Origin of the sequence: Pectobacterium zantedeschiae, from assembly GCF_004137795.1 — a bacterium.
GTDB classification, from domain to species: Bacteria; Pseudomonadota; Gammaproteobacteria; order Enterobacterales; family Enterobacteriaceae; genus Pectobacterium; species Pectobacterium zantedeschiae.
In genome coordinates this window covers 901,080-919,187 of the sequence record NZ_NWTM01000001.1, presented here as the reverse complement: position 1 = coordinate 919,187, position 18,108 = coordinate 901,080, and the positions used below count along the sequence as shown (strand labels likewise).

20 protein-coding genes and 1 pseudogene are annotated in these 18,108 nt (G+C 53.8%); 3 read left to right on the top strand and 18 right to left on the bottom strand.

What is annotated here, in order from left to right:
• Nucleotides 1-128 (top strand): annotated as a pseudogene (locus CLR69_RS23095) (pectate lyase); the annotation flags it as partial.
• Between the two features lies 1 nt (nucleotide 129).
• Nucleotides 130-453: a DNA-binding protein gene (locus CLR69_RS04235; protein WP_129711152.1), complete on the top strand. Its 324-nt coding sequence runs from the start codon at nucleotides 130-132 to the stop codon at nucleotides 451-453.
• A gap of 90 nt (nucleotides 454-543) precedes the next feature.
• Here the strand turns inward: CLR69_RS04235 and CLR69_RS04230 are convergent, their stop codons facing one another.
• From CLR69_RS04230 to CLR69_RS04150, 17 genes are all read right to left on the bottom strand, one after another.
• On the bottom strand, nucleotides 544-810 hold the full coding sequence (locus tag CLR69_RS04230) for a type VI secretion system PAAR protein (RefSeq protein WP_129711151.1): 267 nt from the start codon (nucleotides 808-810) through the stop codon (nucleotides 544-546).
• Nucleotides 811-858: 48 nt separating this feature from the next.
• Nucleotides 859-1,569 (bottom strand): DUF2931 family protein, encoded by a 711-nt coding sequence (locus CLR69_RS04225; RefSeq protein WP_242451539.1) that lies wholly within the window; start codon nucleotides 1,567-1,569, stop codon nucleotides 859-861.
• A gap of 55 nt (nucleotides 1,570-1,624) precedes the next feature.
• Nucleotides 1,625-2,329 carry a DUF2931 family protein gene (locus CLR69_RS04220; RefSeq protein WP_242451537.1) on the bottom strand — a complete coding sequence of 235 codons (705 nt, stop codon included), beginning with the start codon at nucleotides 2,327-2,329 and terminating at the stop codon, nucleotides 1,625-1,627.
• A complete protein-coding gene (locus CLR69_RS04215) occupies nucleotides 2,326-4,320 on the bottom strand; it encodes a T6SS phospholipase effector Tle1-like catalytic domain-containing protein (protein WP_129711149.1) in 1,995 nt (664 codons plus the stop codon). The genes CLR69_RS04220 and CLR69_RS04215 overlap by 4 nt, the downstream gene beginning before the upstream one ends.
• Nucleotides 4,320-5,117 carry a DUF4123 domain-containing protein gene (locus CLR69_RS04210; protein WP_129709537.1) on the bottom strand — a complete coding sequence of 266 codons (798 nt, stop codon included), beginning with the start codon at nucleotides 5,115-5,117 and terminating at the stop codon, nucleotides 4,320-4,322. Before CLR69_RS04210 ends, CLR69_RS04215 begins: the two co-directional genes overlap by 1 nt.
• Nucleotides 5,114-7,141 carry a type VI secretion system Vgr family protein gene (locus tag CLR69_RS04205; RefSeq protein ID WP_129711148.1) on the bottom strand — a complete coding sequence of 676 codons (2,028 nt, stop codon included), beginning with the start codon at nucleotides 7,139-7,141 and terminating at the stop codon, nucleotides 5,114-5,116. The genes CLR69_RS04210 and CLR69_RS04205 overlap by 4 nt, the downstream gene beginning before the upstream one ends.
• A 450-nt stretch (nucleotides 7,142-7,591) precedes the next feature.
• Entirely contained in the window at nucleotides 7,592-8,662 is a 1,071-nt protein-coding gene (locus tag CLR69_RS04200) for a type III secretion protein HrpN (RefSeq protein WP_129709541.1), read from the bottom strand.
• Between the two features lie 145 nt (nucleotides 8,663-8,807).
• Nucleotides 8,808-9,155: a type III secretion protein gene (locus CLR69_RS04195; protein WP_129711545.1), complete on the bottom strand. Its 348-nt coding sequence runs from the start codon at nucleotides 9,153-9,155 to the stop codon at nucleotides 8,808-8,810.
• Nucleotides 9,148-9,339, bottom strand: a complete 192-nt coding sequence (gene hrpT, locus CLR69_RS04190; RefSeq protein WP_129709545.1) for an HrpT family type III secretion system protein — start codon at nucleotides 9,337-9,339, stop codon at nucleotides 9,148-9,150. The genes CLR69_RS04195 and hrpT overlap by 8 nt, the downstream gene beginning before the upstream one ends.
• Nucleotides 9,340-9,502: 163 nt before the next feature.
• Nucleotides 9,503-11,572, bottom strand: a complete 2,070-nt coding sequence (gene sctC, locus CLR69_RS04185; RefSeq protein WP_129711546.1) for a type III secretion system outer membrane ring subunit SctC — start codon at nucleotides 11,570-11,572, stop codon at nucleotides 9,503-9,505.
• Complete coding sequence (locus CLR69_RS04180; protein ID WP_129711547.1) at nucleotides 11,565-11,999, bottom strand: type III secretion system chaperone; 435 nt, start codon at nucleotides 11,997-11,999, stop codon at nucleotides 11,565-11,567. Before CLR69_RS04180 ends, sctC begins: the two co-directional genes overlap by 8 nt.
• Nucleotides 11,986-12,210, bottom strand: coding sequence for a type III secretion protein HrpF (locus CLR69_RS04175; protein WP_009112566.1), 225 nt, complete (start codon nucleotides 12,208-12,210; stop codon nucleotides 11,986-11,988). Before CLR69_RS04175 ends, CLR69_RS04180 begins: the two co-directional genes overlap by 14 nt.
• 106 nt (nucleotides 12,211-12,316) lie before the next feature.
• On the bottom strand, nucleotides 12,317-12,916 hold the full coding sequence (gene sctL, locus CLR69_RS04170; RefSeq protein WP_129711548.1) for a type III secretion system stator protein SctL: 600 nt from the start codon (nucleotides 12,914-12,916) through the stop codon (nucleotides 12,317-12,319).
• Between the two features lie 37 nt (nucleotides 12,917-12,953).
• On the bottom strand, nucleotides 12,954-13,586 hold the full coding sequence (locus tag CLR69_RS04165) for a type III secretion protein (RefSeq protein WP_129711549.1): 633 nt from the start codon (nucleotides 13,584-13,586) through the stop codon (nucleotides 12,954-12,956).
• Complete coding sequence (gene sctJ, locus CLR69_RS04160) at nucleotides 13,583-14,350, bottom strand: type III secretion system inner membrane ring lipoprotein SctJ (RefSeq protein ID WP_129711550.1); 768 nt, start codon at nucleotides 14,348-14,350, stop codon at nucleotides 13,583-13,585. The genes CLR69_RS04165 and sctJ overlap by 4 nt, the downstream gene beginning before the upstream one ends.
• A gap of 6 nt (nucleotides 14,351-14,356) precedes the next feature.
• Nucleotides 14,357-14,728, bottom strand: a complete 372-nt coding sequence (locus CLR69_RS04155) for an EscI/YscI/HrpB family type III secretion system inner rod protein (RefSeq protein ID WP_129709557.1) — start codon at nucleotides 14,726-14,728, stop codon at nucleotides 14,357-14,359.
• Between the two features lie 67 nt (nucleotides 14,729-14,795).
• On the bottom strand, nucleotides 14,796-15,002 hold the full coding sequence (locus tag CLR69_RS04150) for a type III secretion system major pilin HrpA (RefSeq protein WP_129709559.1): 207 nt from the start codon (nucleotides 15,000-15,002) through the stop codon (nucleotides 14,796-14,798).
• A 378-nt stretch (nucleotides 15,003-15,380) separates the two neighbouring features.
• On the opposite strand from CLR69_RS04150, the gene CLR69_RS04145 reads away from it, so the two are divergent.
• Nucleotides 15,381-16,961: an EAL domain-containing protein gene (locus tag CLR69_RS04145; protein WP_129711551.1), complete on the top strand. Its 1,581-nt coding sequence runs from the start codon at nucleotides 15,381-15,383 to the stop codon at nucleotides 16,959-16,961.
• An 83-nt stretch (nucleotides 16,962-17,044) separates the two neighbouring features.
• On the opposite strand, the gene CLR69_RS04140 is transcribed toward CLR69_RS04145, so the two are convergent.
• Nucleotides 17,045-18,079, bottom strand: coding sequence for a sigma 54-interacting transcriptional regulator (locus CLR69_RS04140; protein WP_129711552.1), 1,035 nt, complete (start codon nucleotides 18,077-18,079; stop codon nucleotides 17,045-17,047).
• Nucleotides 18,080-18,108 lie beyond the last annotated feature (29 nt).

The following is an 18,108-nucleotide window of genomic DNA, read 5'->3' as shown; positions in this document are numbered from 1 at the left end:
AAAACGGCAAGTTCTCGTTCGTGAAGAGCGACAGTGAAGGGTTGAACGTCAAAGGCAACAATATCAACCTGACGAACGTCAATAATCACTACAAAGTGCCAGACTCCGCCAACTTACAGGTGAATTAAGATGCCAAACACGACGACATCCCCCGCACCGACACGCTGGGCAGACCTTGCCAGACAAGGCGGGTACATCACACCTGCTCAGCGTGAATCATTTACCCTGGCTATTCATCTGGTGAGAACACAGTTGAACACGGTACTTAACCAGTCGGGATCGCTACGACAAGGTGAGTTCGAGTTCGATAGCTTTGTGGATTCGCTTGAGCAAGATTTCCTGCATCAGGCCGATATCCATACGGGAAATGGACTACATAGCGACGTGGCGCAGACCTCATTCTGGGTCGCCCGCCTGATCGCCGATCGCTGTATTGCGGTGCGTCAAATGTAAAACTTGCGCCACACAGGGAAAAAGCCAGCCGGGAAACCTGCGCTGGCTTTATTATATTTGCGTCGACAGATATCAGGCATAAGTAAACCCTCACCCAATGCTTACCGTTCCCCCGCCAATCACCACGCCGCCACAGCTAACCGGATCCCCCGTGCGAGCAGCAGGCTTTCCATCAATGAGCACGCTGGATGAACCACCGCTGATACTCCGGTCATGGCCGTGAGGAACCAGAGGATCGCCCTGCCGAGCCAACGGCATACCATCAACCGTAACCGTTGATGAGCCCGCCGAGACGGGCGTCGGCGGATGGTTACCGTGCCCCGTATCGCTATCGCCTAATTTAACTGCGTTACCCATATTTAGTCCTTTATTAGTCCGTTTATTAACACACCGAGATAAGTCAGTTTATTTAATCGGCTGCTGGTCCGTTTTAGGTTGGTTGGCGCGGTAGGCATCCATGATAGGTGCCCAGTCCATTCCCAATGGGATCGGATGTTGCTTAAACAGTTCTCCGTATTCTTTGTCAAAATCTTGGATCGTTACGGTGTATTGGCTTACGCCGATTGGGAATTTTTTATCATACCAATTGTCCGTCACCTCCTCGGCAATGCCACGGGCAAGTAATAAATCTGGGCTAACGCCAAGTAAATCCCCCAGCAATAGCACTTCATAATAACCGCCAGGTGCTAAACCAAAATAGAGCCAGTTACGTTGGTCAATACGTCCTTCAATCTGATAGCGCTGCTGCATTTGCTGGGCTAAATCTGCCGGTAAATTGACCTTGATGCGATACCGCTTGCGATCGTAGAAGGACACCATCTCTATCAATGCTCTATCAGGGATGGGAACACCCTCGGTAGGTAACCCGCCGCCTCCAGCCCAGTAATATTTTCTATCAATGATATCTTTGTACGGTGCGCCTGCATTACATCCACCACCGGGATAGCTGAATACAATTTTCCCGTTATGATAAAAAGTGGCTTTCGTCGTACAAAAACTGTCAATATTGCTGCCCGTGCCATAACTCCAGCTCACCGGAGTTTTTAAGTTCGGACTTGAGCAGGCGATCAGCGAGATGCTGAGACCCACGACCATAATAAAATACCTGAACATCATGCCTCCTCGTTCCTATTATGTGCCGCCGTTCCTTGCTCAACTCACAGAGACACAATTACTTCACAGGCTGCTGGTCCGTTTTAGTCTGTCTGGCTCGGTAGGCATCCATGATAGGTGCCCAGTCCATTCCCAATGAGATCGGATGCTGCTTAAACAGTGCACCGTACTTTTTGTCGAAATCGTCAATGCCATATTGTTCAGCCACAGAGACTTTTTTATCATACCAGTCATCTGTTACCTCTTCGGCAATGCCACGGGCAAGCAACAGATCTGGGCTGACGCCAAGTCCCTTCCCCATCAAAACCACTTCATAGTAGCCGCCAGGTGCCAAGCCAAAATACAAACGGTTGCGGCGATCGTAGCGTCCCTGAATTTGATAAACCGCTCTCATTTTCTGTTCTAAATCCGCCGGTAAACCAACCTTGATCCGGTAACGCTTGCGATCGTAGAGGGAAACCATCTCTATCAAAGCCCTATCAGGGACAGGAACACCATCGGTAGGTAACCCTCCTCCCCCAGCCCAGTAATAACGTCGGCCTGTGATTCTGTCACTCAGCAGTCCGCCCGCACCGCCACCCGCTTCACGGTCGGCGTAAATGAGTTTTCCATCACGGTAAAACTCTGTTCGCGTATTGTTAGTGATATCAATATTACTACCCGTACCATATCTCCATGAAAAAGCTGAGATCGTTGGTGCCGTCGCACAAGCCGCCAATGAAACGCAAAGCCCCAGCAACACAATAAATGGTTTAAACATCATGCTTCCTCATTCCCTATTATGTGCCGCCGCTCTTTACTCACGGTAGTTTCCAATTTGCTGGTATTGGCCGGACTGGCAATACCCTGGTTGCTGGCACTACGATGAACATAATCGCGGCGCAGTGACTGGTAAACCTCCGCAGAGAGTTGCTGACTCAGATTTTTCACAACACCCTGTTCAGTGGCCGCTAATGCCCAGGTCTCACCCAATTTAACCAGATTGACCGCTGGCACTTTGGTTGAAAGAGGTTCAAGTTGAAGCTGTTTATCTTTTGAACGCCACGCCTTAAACGGCACTCCGGCGGCTCGCCCTGCTTCCACCATCATGTGTAGCGGAATGCGCGAATACTCCCCCTCTACCACGCGGCTCATCACCACCTCCACATACACGGCCTTTTTCGTCCACATATCATCTTTGCCACGCCGTCGGATAAACGAATAAGGAATCAAACTGATCGCCCCTACAGGAGGAATCGCGGCACGCAGCAAATGCGGGTGAAGACGTTCAACCCAGCCTAAAGCAATCTTCTCCTCGGCATAGGCGCGGGCCTGACGATAGGCCTGGCTTCCATCATCCGGCGTAGAAGTCGCTTCTTCACTCATAAAACGCTCCAGTTCAAGGCACTCGGTCAGCGCCGGATCGCTGTTCGGATTAGGCAGACTCCAGCGGCTGTAATAGCCACCGCCAAGATCCGAATGCGCACCCGGCAGTGCCAGCTCGGTGAAGTGTGGCGGAATGCTAGTGCCTATCGCCGTAGGCGTGACGCGCGTTAAGGGGAAGTGTTTCCGCACCTCATCCAGCGCCGTCAAATGCACCAGTCGCTCGACGCTATCCGCATGTAAACGGATGTTCAAACTCGGGTGGAAGGATGAGGCGACCGTATCAAAAATCCCGACAAACGTGATCCGGACATCCTCCCGATTGGCCCAGTCAAACCCAGCCTTAAGACGGATTGTAGGTGTTTTAGCCACCGCCTGTACCAGCGGATGATCGGCTTTTTGGTCGATGACATTGACAAAATGGCGTGCCGCCGCCGCTCCACGGCTGAAGCCAAACACATCGAATACAATACGGTGAATGCAATCGATATTAGGTAATACATTCTTCAAGTCATCACCAATCGCTTGTACGATCGATTGTTCACAGGCAAAGTTAACTTTGCCAACGATAGAGGTATTTTCACCGCCAAAATCCAGATCTAGCCCTTTTGTCAGCATATTGTCCGATCGGTATTCTAGGCCATCTTTCCCGGCGACGGGATCGCGCGTACCAATGCCGCTGATATAGCTATGGGCGACCAACGGGCCAGCAGTCAGATCGTATTGGTTAAATAGTTTCCCCACATTAGTAATATCGTTAGCCGCACTATCACTCACGGGAAGCCGCCCCATCTGGCAGCCGCGCAGCTCTTTCTCCCGCTGCGCCGGATCGGAGCAGGTTTCAGCCAGCCATTGCTCCACTTTTTTAAGACCAGACTCGGCATTATACGTGTTATTCCCCGTACCATCGAAGAACACACCGATGCGCAGCACATTGATCTGATAACCTTTTACTTCGATAACGTAAGAATGCTTGGTAAAGAAACGGACTCTACCCACTTTCCCTTCCTGATGCGCCTCTGGCAAGGGGTGCTCAGGTGCGGTCAAGCACAGGTCACCAGTGGTCGCCTTGATATGTTCACGTGGCGTTTCATCATACCCAGTTTTCTCTGCCACATAGGCAGGGACGGCGCTTTGCCCGTCCTTCAACACTTCACGCGACTGTGCTGCTTTGAGCCAGGGCAGCGTCTCTAGTTTGACGGCTATCGGGCCTACGGCAAAACCACGTACGACTACAGGTCCTTCTTTGAGGGTGACCGTTTCGGATTTGCCGGTATCGTCGGTCAGTGTCGCTTTCAGCCCCTTGAACGAACGATTGTGTTCATCACGAATCTCTATCTCTATCCAGGTATCGTAACGTTCGCAGGGAATACAGTGGGGATCTGCTGCCATTAGTTAACTCCTATCAACGCATGATGCTGCACCATCCAGTGGTTGACCTGCGCGAATTCAGCTTCAGTCAGCATCAGCGGCGCGCGAATAATCTCCAAAGGAAGCCCGACCTGCAAGGTCAAAGATCCAGCGACCACACCATCGAGCACATCGTCCTGAAGCCTCTCCGCATTGGCTTGCCTGAGAACGGACAAAATAGTCCCTGCCGGATCGGGATGGCGTTCCATCATGCTCGTCATGGCCTGCCACAGACGCCGACGAAGAATATAGGCGTGACGCTTTTCGTCATACAACGCTGCCAGATGATGTGAGCGGATGTGAAACCAGGGGCTTTTTAACGGGGGATGGTATGGAATATCAGGATTACGCATAAACTCATTTTCATTGATCCAGATCCCATTGCAGGGGCCAAGCACGGCATCCCGCTCTTCTGGGCTCATGGCGCAGAACATCGGCAGAAAGATACGTGGTTCAGAGAAACGAAACCAGACAGCCTCTCCTTCACGGATAGCCAATATCAGGCTTTGCCAATGGTGGCGAACGACGTCAAGAGACTGTTCACTGACCAGATAGAAGCCACTCAGTGCCGGAGAATCGGCCACGAATGCAGGTGAAGGCGTAGACAGCAGCCAGGGGCCAAGTGCAGCTTGTTCGCCAAACTCAGTGCCCGCAAAGAGGGGGAAAGCTTCACCTTGGCTAAGTGCATAGAAACGGGCTACTGCCGAGCGATCTACCGCGCCGTCAACAATAGCAAAGAGGGTGCCGCTATGCTGGGCTTGCCACGTATTCAGACTCATGCTTTGCCTCCCTTAGCAAGAGGGCAAGGTTTGACAAGCGGTGACATCGATTCCATGCTTTTATGAATGGCAGGGGCAGGCAATGTCGCGGGTGGAGCAGGAGGGACGGCAACGCCACCCGGCAGAATGGGACTCTGTCCTGCCCAGCCAGAACCGCTACCAGCACTGCCTCCAGAATTAATCTTGATAGCTGGGCCCACCACGCTAACGCCGCTGGGATCGATCTTGACGAAGCTTCCTCCGACTTTCAGCGTCAGCTCCGCCCCCGCGTCAATAACCAGCTTAGCCCCCGCTTTCACATGCACTTCCTGGCCCACCTCGACCAGCAAGGCCTGCCCCAGTTTCTGGTGCATTGAGGCATCGACGCTCAGGGAGTAATCTCCTTTAACATGGTCACGTTTCTCGCTCTCGACCGTCAGGTGATCGTTGGCTTTAATGCGAGTGACACGGTCATTATCAATATCCGTCTGTGCATCATGTTTGATATGCCAGACAACATCGTTCTCAATCAACGCGTTGAGATCTTTCTGACCGTGAATATAAATCTCTTCCTGTCCTGCCTGATCTTCAAAGCGCAGCTCGTTGAATCCTTCGCCCTGATGGGTTTCTGTACGCAGCACGGTGCGCGTCTTGTGCGCAGGCAGGTCGTAAGGAGGACGGTTGGTCGCATGGAACGTCCGCCCGGTGACAATCGGCTGATCCGGATCGCCTTCGAGGAAGCTGACGATCACTTCATGACCGATGCGCGGGATGGCTATCATGCCGTACTGACCGCCCGCCCATCCCTGACTGACTCGCACCCAGCAGGAGCTCTGGTCGTTGCTCGCGCCATAGCGATCCCACGGGAATTGCAGTTTTACCCGACCGTACTGATCGCAGTAAATCTCTTCTCCCGCCGGGCCGACGACGGTGACGATTTGCGGGCCATCGACCATCGGTTTGTACGGCATCGCGGCGCGCCACGTCGTCGTCCCTTTCACCACCGCAAAGCTGTTGCTCATGGTCGTCGGTTCGCCGCCGCTTTCCTCTTCCAGAGCCTGCGGCTGCTGCCCGACGTGCGTCACGCTCACCGTCTGCCATACCGCGTTCAGCGTTGCATTCGGGTGCTCCGTCAGGGTGAAGGTGTTGCCCGGCATCAGCCCCGCGCAGTTCGATTCGCCTTCGCTCGTTACTGCCCCTGACCGCAGTGCATCCAGACGATAGCCGCTGAACGCCTTGCCGCTCGGGTCTTGCTTATAACGCCCCGGATAGTCGTAATGCTGATAGCTTTCGCGCTGGTGCTCCAGCTCGGTGCTCATCTTCTTGTGCGACAGCCCATAAGCCGGTGTCTTGAAGCTGTAGTCCTTCAGCTCCACTTCCGCCGTGCTCACCCGCTCTGCGTAGTGGAAGCGTCGCACGTACTCACCTTCACTCAGCCCCTGCGTCGCCAGGTTGAAGAACAGCTCAGGGCCTTTGGTCAGTGCCCCCGCATCATCAGCAAACACTAACCGATGCTTGCCTTCCTCGAACTCGTGGAAGAAATACATCCCCTCTTCGGCAGCCAGACGGGTGATAAACGCCAAATCACTTTCCCGGTACTGTACGCAGTATTCCCGCACCGCGTGCTCGTTACGCAGTGCAAACGCGTAGTCGGTAATGCCCGCCTCTTCCAGCAGTGCGCCGATAATCGCGTCCGGTTTCTGCGCCTGAAAGAGTCGGGCGTTGGTACGCAGCCCCAGCCGCCACAGAGCAGGCCGGACTTCCGCCTGATAGCGCGTGCGCCGGAATCCGGTGTCACCCTGCGTGAATCCACTGATAATCCCGCTGACCCGACGCTTCAGTTCACCTTCATACCAAATCAGCAGCTCACACGGCTGGTCCAGCACGGCACCAAAATCGATATCCGGCAACGCACTCGCCAGACTCAGTGACAGGCTGAAGGGCCGATTCAGCCCCTCATCCAGCCTGAAATCCACCACCGCAAAGGTGCTTGCCGCCAATGCACCGACCTTTACGGTGAACTGTAATCCTGTACTGTTTGCCACCTGTCCTCTCCTTCTTCCTTCGCCGTAGACATGGCTACCGCATGCCCCGGAGCGGCATATCGCTATCCTGATTAAAATGAAAACCTGCGTTGTGGTCTGAGTCCGCTCACACCACAATTCAGGTTGATAAAAACATCACACGGGAAACACGGTTTCAGAGAAAAACGCAGAAAATCAGGAGCAGCAGAGATTTGGCGTGTTTACGCCATCGGAAACAAAAAGGACACGAGGTTGAGGCGGAGTGAAGAATAATGAAAACGTTCCATGTGACATCTTTGATACTATTCCTTTTAAGAAAATACGTGTAAAGGATAACAAGATGCTCACCGCGCTGATGGCACAAGGAAAGGACAAAAGCTGAGTAAACTAATTGATTTGAATTGAAATAGTTTCATTGAAACTAATAACAAGAAAGCAGAGCTTTCGCTCTGCTCCCGGTAAAATTTCGCTTTAGCTCGCGAGCTTTTGCAGCCCCATATTGACAATACGGTCACCGATCATCGCCGCATCAATGCCCAGAGACGAGCCGCCGTTGCCGCGAGCATTCAGATTGGTATTGCCAGTATCACCCGCTACCGCGCTCTTGATCATGCCGACAGCCTTCATGAATTTATCCATGCTGCCCTTGGTCATGCCATCGTCATCCGGCTTGCTCAGCGCCTTGGCCCAGGATTTGTCATCCTGCTTCGCCGTCTGCCAGTTATCTTTCTGGTATTCCGGCTTGCCGAAGACTTCAGGGTATTGATCCATAAACTGGCCAATTTCTTTCGCCATCGCCCGATCTTCTTTATCCACGAAGTAACGAGTCGGGCTGTCATTGTGCGTGCTGATGTTGTTTAGCTCCTGCAAACCCGCTTTTTGCCCCACACTCATCCCCAACGTACCACCCAGTTGGTTGAACGCGCCTGCGCCACTCAAGCCTTGCAGACCGTTATTACCCAGTTGCAGCGGTGACTGCTGTCCTTGCGCCTGACTCAGGCCGTTGCCCAAAATTGCGGACAACGCATCGTTAACGCCCTGGGTATACGCCGAAATTTCTGGTGATGTAGGCTGTTTATTGCCAAACAAACCGCCTTGTTGCTGCGACATACCGCCACCCAGCAAATCCTCCAGTGCGCTAAACAGCAGGCTACCCATCATTGCTGATGGATTCATGGCATTCATGCCCGCCCCCAGCGCCCCACCCAGACCACCGCCGAGCGCGCTACCCAGTCCGCTGCCAAGGCTACTACCGAGACCACCACCCAAGCCACCGCCCAACAAACCACCACCTAATCCCCCCAGGCTGCTACCCAAACCACCAAGGCCGCCGCCCAGACCGCCACCCATCATGCTACCCATGAACATCATGGTCGTCATAATATCGGACAGCTGTTCTGCAATATTGCTACGCTGACCACCCAATCCCGACTGCGAGGGCGATCCGCCATTTTGTGAAGACTGAGATTGAAATAAACCGCCGTTACCACCCGCTTTGATCGTGATTTGCAAAGAAGTACCGCCACCAAGAGAATTAAGCATAATGTTTCCTCAATGAATAAATGGGTTATGAAAGCGCCAATAGATGTGCGGTCAGCCCGCGTAATTGTGACACTCCCCCATTAAGTGATTTTCTGGCCTGTACGGTTCCCGTTGCTTGCACGAAAACACATGACTTTTTCATGATTCAGCGCGGCGGCAGATCGGCTAAACGCCACAGTTCGTCGATCGCCGTAACCGCGTCGGTCAATGTAGATAACGAGCGGCGTAACCGCAGATTTTGCTGTTCATCCAGGCTCAGGCTACATACAGACAATGCATCGGCATCCAGAAAACGGCGTTGTAAAATTTGCCGCAGCATACCGGGATAATGTCGGGCGGGAGCGAGCGTTAAGATGAGTGCAGCCTGCCGTACCGACAGTGCCGTAAACCACAGAGTGACGCCCGGTTGTACTGGCCAACAGGCCATTGGCGTGGTTTCCAGCGCCGAGAGAAAGTCACGCTGATTGTCGAATACTTCCGTTGGTTCACTCATCCACGCTGACCCTGCTGTAATCCGCGGGTCCGCTGCGCAAGTCAGGCTGCCACCAGATGATGAGCTGTCGCGTTTCCGGCTGCGGGCGGCAGGTAACAGAGGCACAGTTGGCGACCTGCCGCGGGGCATTGCAGGCACTCAACAGGAGTGTTATCAGCGCCACTGACAGTGCTTTATAGTTCATATGGATGTCCTGTTGTTGTTGATCATGCTGTTGAAGCAGTCATGAGAATAAGTGGGGTGATGAACCGGCTTACGCAGTCTCATATCCCACCCTCTCCCCCCTTTCCAGCAAGAGGATGGGAGGGGCATTAACATTTCCAGACTTGTCATCAGACAGATAAACGTTACTGAGATATCAGCACGTTGCGTCGAGTTGGTTGAGGCGTTAACGCGGGCTGCAAAGCCAGAAACACCTCGCTGGACTCCCCAGGGGCCAGCGTTGTTTTCGGCCACACGGCCACCGCCAACGTGCGGCTACTGGCGCAGGCGGCCTCATCAAAACGCTGAGGCTGTGTTCCACCGTTACGCACTACGCCTACGCTCAGCCGCACCTGGCCGTTGCCGTACCACTGATAGCGCGAACTGTCATAGACTAGGCCCGACTGTGAGCGACAAACTTCTCCCAATCGCGCACCTTTGCCGTCTGCCTGAAACCCGGCAGGCAGTTGGCGACTGGCGAGATCGCGAAACGCACCTTCAATCAGGCTATAGAGATCCGTTTTACCGTTACGCTGCGCCACGCGATTCATGGCACCGTTCAACTGCTGGCGATTTACGGAGGAAACATAGCGCGTAGGATCGGTTTGATCGCCGACAAGGTGGGGCGTAAGAATAAAAAGGCGCTCGCGGCGGGAGACTTCATGACGTGTCGAGGTAAACAGTTTTCCCAGCAGTGGGATATCTCCAAGGATCGGAATGCGGCGATCGCGGTCACCGCTCTCCTCGACGTGAAAACCGCCCAACACCAGCGCACGATTCTCGCCAATCAGCGCCTGCGTGCTGACAGTGCCGCGCTTCACGCCAGAAGCTTCCCCCTCGCGCCCGGTCTCGACCTGACCGTCTTCGATATCGATAACCAGTTGAATGCTGCGCTGTGCTCCTTCACCAATCACTCGCGGCGTCACTTGCAGGCTGGTGCCAGCCGTTACCGGTTGAATGTCCGCAACACGCTCGCCCGTCGCCGTGATGAATGCTGTCCGACTGAAATCGACAATGGCGGGTTGATTCTCCAACGTCAGCACGGAAGGATTGGCGACGATGGAAGCGGTCCCTTCCCCTTCCAGCGCCTGAATATCAGCGAAGAAGCGTTTGAAATCGCTGACAAACAGCGTGCTACGCCCCATCATCATGGTGCTGCCCGCGCTCACGTTGCCGAGTTGCGCCTGCCAGTTCGCCTCCAGCCGCGACAGCGCGGTACGATCCACATCCAGAATAATGGCATCAATGTTGACCAGGTTTTGCGGTACATCGATATGCTCGACGAGTTGTTGATACTCCGCCCGGCGTTTTTCATCATCCCGGATCAACAGCGCATTATTGCGTACATCTGCGGAAATCTTGCCGCTTAGCGTCGCACGGCCTGAGACCTCACCGCTGCGCTCTGGGCTGTTGCGGGTTGCCAGCCGGGTCATCAGCGAACGTGTACTGTCCCGCATGGCTTCCATCCCGGTATCTGGCTGCACCGGCATTGGGCCGGATGCGCCCGCCGGTGCAGCACGCTGACCATCCATCAGCTCATTGAGAATGGTCGCGACGCCGGGAATCGTGACTTTTTGATCGCGATATTGCAGCGTGCGGTCAGATACGGAGGCATAGCGCAGCGGGAAAATCATCACCTTACGCCGTTCGTCCTGTTTTTCCCGCTGCTGACTGAAATTACGGATCAGATCGATATACGCCTGCGGCCCGGTAACCAGCACCACGCCCTCTTCAGGTAATTCCCCCCAGCCGAAACGCGAGTCAAGCAGCCCGATACCGCTGAGTGCCTGTTTGATATCGGGTGCCGCGTCCTGCGAGATCTCCAGACGCACCGACGCCTGTTCATCCTGCGGGCTGACATACAGTGCATTGTTATACACAAACCACTGGAAGCGATGCTCCAACGCCAGCCTATCGAGAAACAGCGCGGGGTTATCCGCCCGAATTTTCGCTGTAACCTCATTGTCCGTAATATTGCCCAACACCAAATCCACGCCGTGACTGTTAGCAAAATCCGTTAAAATTGCCGACAGCGGCGTCTGCTCGGCAGAATAGGCATACGCCCCCTTATTCCAGTCAGTGGGCGTGGCCGCGTGCGCCAGCGAAATCATCCCGTTCACAGGGATAATGCCCATCAGCACGACCGCCCAGCAAAACCAGCGATAGATCACCAGCAAAACGCTATACGATCCATTACGCATCAATCCCTTACGCATGTCGTTCTCCTTGCAAAAAAGCCAGCGTGTTTAGATTAAGTGGAGCGGAAACGGGCACTTTTGCGCGCGGCATGAGCAAACTCAGCCAGACGTCCCGTTGATTAAGTAAGGTTTCCAGATTGCGGCACAGCTGCATAACGTCATCGGCATCGGGCCGCATCCATAACCAGAACTGTTCATCCTGCGGCGAGAGCGAAAGTGCGGCGGTATCTTCCTGAAATTGCGTGTGGGCGGCGTCGGCCAACTGTAATGCTCGAACCAACATCCGCTCATCCGGCAACGCGTGCAGCGGAATGGCCGCGCTGCACGCCACGCCCGACGCCTGTCGCACCATCGTCACCGCGCCGCCGTCAATCTCCAGCTTCAGCATCGGCGCTCCGCCGTTTAGCCAGTGCTCCAGCATTGTGACCAACTCAGTTGAAGTCATTAATGATGGCCTTTGCCAAGCCATGTTTAACGCTCAGCAGTTGTCCGACAGCCCAACTGGCATTGGAATAATCCATACTGGCTTCAAAAAAGGCGTAACTATCCGCCTGACTGGCACCACCTTCGGCAACATTCAGCGCAATATCATCCAGTTGTTGCTGCGAATCGACCAGGTGCGCGTCAAGGCGGCGCTGAATTGGGTTAAGGGACATAGCACGTTCTCCTCTAAGGTATGTTTCTCACAAAACAGGTTTCGGTCGCTGACCTGATAATGAGTGGTTAACCCCGGCGTGCAGTTCCCATCGGCAAACGATGATTTCACATAGCGGTAAAGTGATCGGGAGGAATGAGCTGCTGTGTCGCCTGCCGCCAGTTCAGCGACATCACGCCATGCGCCGTGATCAGCTTCATGGCATCGTTATCCAGTGCCTCATCGCTGGCGAGACGCCACGCCAAATGCGGATGCGCGTCCAGCCATGCTTGCACATCGGCAAGCTGGGCTGGATGGCAGTACAGCGTTCCCCGGCTCTCCCCCTGCTGTTGCTTCAGCAACTGCCGCAGTAAGGCGTGATGACGTGACGGCGCAGGCGTTTTATCGAGCAAATGCGCCAGTGCATCGCGCAGCAACTGCCCGGCTTGCGTAATCATGGTCTGCTCAAGCTGTATCCGATCTTGCCGAATCCCCTGCAATAGCGCGTTTGCCTGCTGCCAAAACTCTGCTTCTGCGTTCTCTACCGCCCGCTCACAGAGCGTTCGGGCACGTTCGTGTGCCTGCGCCACTATCGTATCCGCCTGTACCGAAGCCTCTTCCCACAGTGTCCGACTACGGCGATGCGCTGCAACCCGTTCTGCCGGAATAATCACTGCTTCATCCCGACTTGCACCGGGTAATGTCACAAACGTCTTTGTCGTCAGCATGCTTAGTCCTTAGCAAAATGAATAAAAATGAGGAAGGTTATGCGGAGGTTGATGCCTTCCAGATGAGGGCGTCGCACAGCGCATTGAGTCTGGCAGTGGGCAATGACACCGTAGGGATATGACAATGTGTTCCCCAGTCACGGGGCCAATCACGTGGAAAGAGCAGCCGCAGACGCGGCCAGCACGCTTCGCCATAGCGAATGCGCAGCAGCGTCAATGCATTCTGATAGCAAGATACGGAGGGCGCCAATGGCGATTGAGCAGAAAACGCAACCGGTGTCGGTAGCCACAAACCTGGACGCAACGCCTTTGCCAGTCGTTCACACCAAATGGCCTCTGCGTCAGCATGATTCGGTTCCCGTAGGGGCTGGCACACCCGCGCCATCAGGCGCAATACCGTTTCCCGCTGCACCGTATCCAGCCTCCCCATTTGCATCAGCGAGGCATGCGGATTCGGCGGCAGCACCAGCGGCAGAGAAAAATAGTGATTAAGCTGCACGGCGTTCACATACAGCCAGTCACGACGCTGTGGTGAATCTGGCAACATCATGTCCCCAGTCCACCAACTGGGATCGGCTTGTAATAGGCAGTCCGTTACCCACCAGGTCAGCCACGCAAGTGGTGTGATGCCATCCGATTCGCGCCCTCGGGTTTGATCTTGTGTTGTCATTGTGACGACGATGCCCTCGCTTTTTTCTGCTGCCATTGTCGCAGGTAAGGCGCGCCAATGCGCCAGCCTAATAGCCCAGCCAGCATTAGGCCAAATAGCCCAGTGATCCACTGCCAACGACGCATCTCATCCGGCGTCAGCGTGAACGGCCCCAGCGTAACAATAGGGATCGTGTCCTGATACGGCTCTGCCGGAACAAAAACAATCGCGAGCTCTTTATCGTCCTTACCAGACAGACCAGGAATACTGCTGGCCACCATCCGACGAATACGCGGCTCCATCCCATCCGGTTCCAATTCAGCACGATATTTAATAAACACCGCCGCTGAAGCGGGCTGAACTGGCTCGCCCGGCGCGATACGTTCGGGCAATACCACATGCACCCGCGCAACCAGCACGCCATCGATCTGTGCCAGCGTCGCTTCAACTTCCTGCGACAAGGCATAGATATAGCGGGCGCGTTCTTCCAACGGCGTCGAGATCACACCGCTTTTCTGAAAGACTTCCCCCAGATTGGTGCGCGACTGCTTCGGTAAACCTGCCGCATTAAGAATATTGACGGCACGCTCCATGTTTTTTGCATCGATCACCAACGTTACGCCGGTTTTGTCCACCCGTTTCTCCGCACCGATCTGGTAGCGGCCAAGCATTGAAATCGCCTCGTTAGCATCGTTCTCCGACAGCCCGCGATTCAACTCAATCGGCTCGCCGCAGCCAGCCAATAACCCGATCAGCAGAAGGAATACTCGCTTATCGATTTTCATAGGCAGCTACTGTAAGTTGGTGAGTTTTTCCAGACTTTGCACACTTTTCGCCACCAGTTTGGCGCTAAGCAGACTTTCCAGATAGAACGACGACAGCGTCCGAGTCGCATCCAGCACATCCTTGGGGTTATTGGAGCGCATAGACTGGCTAATGTCGCGTTCGGCAGATTTGAAGACGCCGTTCAGTCCCTGAGATTTTTCCGCCAGTGCGCCCAGCCACTGGCTGTTACCGCGTTCTGCCGTCATCGGTGCCGACGACAGCGCTGCGCTAAACCAGGAGACATCCTGATCGTTGGCGGAAAAGGAAAAAGACGTACCATTGTCCGCCAGCGGAGCATCTCCCGGCTGAGCTAGCGTAGTAGCGTGGTTGATTTTCATGATGTGGATTCCATCGCGGACGGGATAAAATAAAGCCGGAGCATAGCTCCGGCTCGTTGACTCACAATTAGAACTGGATGGCTTTCGCCGCTTTCTGCCCGGAGTTCAGTGATTTGGATGCAGAATCCATCTGACCATCCAGAATCGAGTTTTCCGTATCCAGCGCAATTTTCTGTGCCTGAGCGCCTGCTGCACGAGTCAGAGAACCCGCCATCGCGCTATCCAGAGTCTGAGAAGCCGCCTGAGATGCAACCTGAGAAAGTCCTAAAGCCATGATATATCTCCAAATATGATGAATGTTTATGGTAGTGAACTGTCATGCTGTACATACAGTCATCTTGTTCATTCATTAAGTAGATATTGGGCTGGGGGAGTTCCCACAGAGAGGAAATTCTTTCAGGAAAAAGTATTCGAGGGGAAGAACTAGCCTGTTTTTATCAATCTTTCCTGCCGTTAGCTAGAGATCATTTTCCTTTAAAATAGCAAAGACACGGATTGCGTCTGCCTAAAAGCAACTCGTGTTTTTTGATTTGTAGGATCGTTTACGCCATTCTTTTCCTCAACAATGGCTGATAAGCACTGTACCGTTGGCAAGGATGCGATATCTGAATCTATGCCGCTCTTATTTCCGCCATACTGCCGGATGATCGCTATGCTCGCCTTAACGACTAATACTGGATTGTGGTTCAGACTGGTTTTAATTTCGCTTGGTAGCGCACTGCTGGCTCTGTTACTTGGGCAAGCCATTGTCGCCAGGCTGGAGCAGACACAACTACTGCACTACAGTCAGGAGGTGCTCAATCAGGGAACCGCTGTCGCGAATGAAGGCCGGGACACCATCAACCGCGTGCTGACGCTCAATAACCCCCCTTGTTCCAGTGCCGATCTAAAAGAATTACGTCTGCTCTCCTTTTACTCCGTTTATCTCCGCGACATCGGGCGTATCAAGAACAACTATCTCATCTGTTCCGCAGGCTGGGGCATCCTCAATCCACCCATTTATCTGCTGCCGCCTAACCTGACGACCCCCGATGGTGTGCAACTGTGGACCGCAATGAAGGATGTCGTTGATCCGCGTATTACCGCGGATATGGCAAGCCTCAACGGAGTGGTCACCATCACCGCCGCTGCTGCATTTCGCCGTTTCATTCAGCCACCGACCGAGCACAGCGCGATGTTGCTCACGCGTAATCTGGATCATGTTTATCAAACATTTGGCGACATCGACTTGCCTGCGTACAGGCAGACGCCGCAACAGAATAACGCGTGGCTGACCATGGGAAAACGCCAGACGTTTTTCTGTGCGCCTAACCGGGATATCTGCGTACTGGCGCAGTTGAACTCCTCGGGTATCCTGTATCGTCCGTGGTATATCATCGCCGCCCTGTTTTTTGTCGGGGCGCTCATCGGTGCCAGTTTTACCCTGTCCTATCAGCTCTACTACGATCGGCACCATGCTTTACCATCACAGCTAAAACGCGCGATCAAACACCAACGATTTCAGGTACATTATCAACCGTTGATCAGCCTGCCACAGCGCGCCATTATTGGCGTAGAGGCATTGGCTCGTTGGAAAAATGAACGCGGCGACAACGTGTCGCCGGAGTATTTCATCAATATTGCGGAGAAAATGGGCTATTTAGCGGAGCTGACTCGGATTATTACGCGTCAGGCGCTGTACGATATGCAGCCTTATCTCACACGTGAAACGCCATTTATTCTCAGCATTAATCTGTCCGTATCCGACATTGTTTCGCCTGACTACCACCACTTTCTACAGCAGATGAGTGACGATCTAGGGATAGACAGATCGCGTATTATGTTAGAACTCACCGAACGGTCGAGTACATCGCATCAGACGCTGGCCAACGGTCTTGAGGCATTGCGACATTCGGGATATAAAGTCGCGCTTGATGATTTCGGTACGGGCTATTCCAACCTTGATTATCTGAGCCACTTACCGTTCGATATGATCAAGATCGACAAAGTTTTCGTCGGCGCCATCGGTACGGACTCGGTAAATGCCGCGATGGCAGACCTGCTATTCACCCTGGTCAAAAAACTGGACGTCCCTGTGATCATCGAAGGAGTAGAAACACGCGAGCAGGCCGCCTACATCCTGCAACAGTGCCCTTCGGCGATAATACAAGGATGGTATTTCGGTAAAGCGGTAGCATTGTGCGATCTACCAGATATCCGTCACTATCCGTGTCCACCGATAGAAACGGCGTAACCTGATAGTAGGTCTACCGTTAAAAGTAGACCTCTCCCTATCGGCTACCGTATCCCAGCAGATAAACCCTCGACATTCATCCATCATGCCTGACAGGCTTCCCGGCCCCCGGCGCACATTTCTCGCACCGTCACGTTCAGCACTTTCAGGCGGTGATAGAGTGTTCGTTTGGGGATCCCCAACTCCACGATCACATCGTCAATACAGTGGTCGTGGCGACGCAGCGCATCCTGAATCAGAAATTTTTCAATCCGCTTTAAGCGGTCTTTGAGTTGCAAAGGGCGCGGGTGCAACAGCGGCTGAATTTCAGCCAAAGGAGACAGTCCCATTGCCCAACGATCCGCCGCCGCTTTCAGTTCGCGGATATTGCCCGGCCAGCTGTGGGTCAGCAACTGCTCATAAATTTCCGCCGTCATCGGTGGTTGCGTCATTTTCAGACGTACCGCCGCTTCCTGACTAAAACGCTGAAACAGTGGCAGAATGAGATCGCTGCGAGAACGTAGGGTCGGTAGCTGAATTTTTACCGTATCCAGACGGAAATAAAGATCGCGACGAAACAACCCCTTCTCTACCAGTTGCAGCAGCGGCGTTTGCGTAGCCACAATCACGCGCATGTCCACGGGCGTAAACTGGGTACTCCCCAGCCGCTTAACCCCCCGGCTTTCCAACACGCGTAGCATCTTGGCTTGCAGCGTCATAGGCATGCTGTCGATCTCATCCAGAAACAGAATGCCCTTGTCCGCACTTTCCAAATAACCGGCGCGAGAGCGGTTAGCACCGGTATACGCTCCAGATACCACACCAAACAGCTCGCTTTCAGCCAGATTTTCCGGCACAGCGGCACAGTTCACCGCTACTAAAGGGCCGCTGCATTGCGAAAGTCGATGGATCCGGTTTGCCAGCGTGTCTTTCCCTGTGCCCGTTTCACCTTCAAGAACAATGTCGACATTGAGGGGAGCAATAACATTGATGATTGGCGACAACGATGAGTGAATATCCTCAGCTGTATGCGTCGAATAGCCCGACGGTGGCGAGGAATAGTCTACGGATGGGTTTTCGAATGAGGAATCCTCTAATGATGAATAGTGCTGTCTGTCCTGACGGTAATGATTATTCATTAACTACTCCTGGAGCCCAAGCGGGCTAA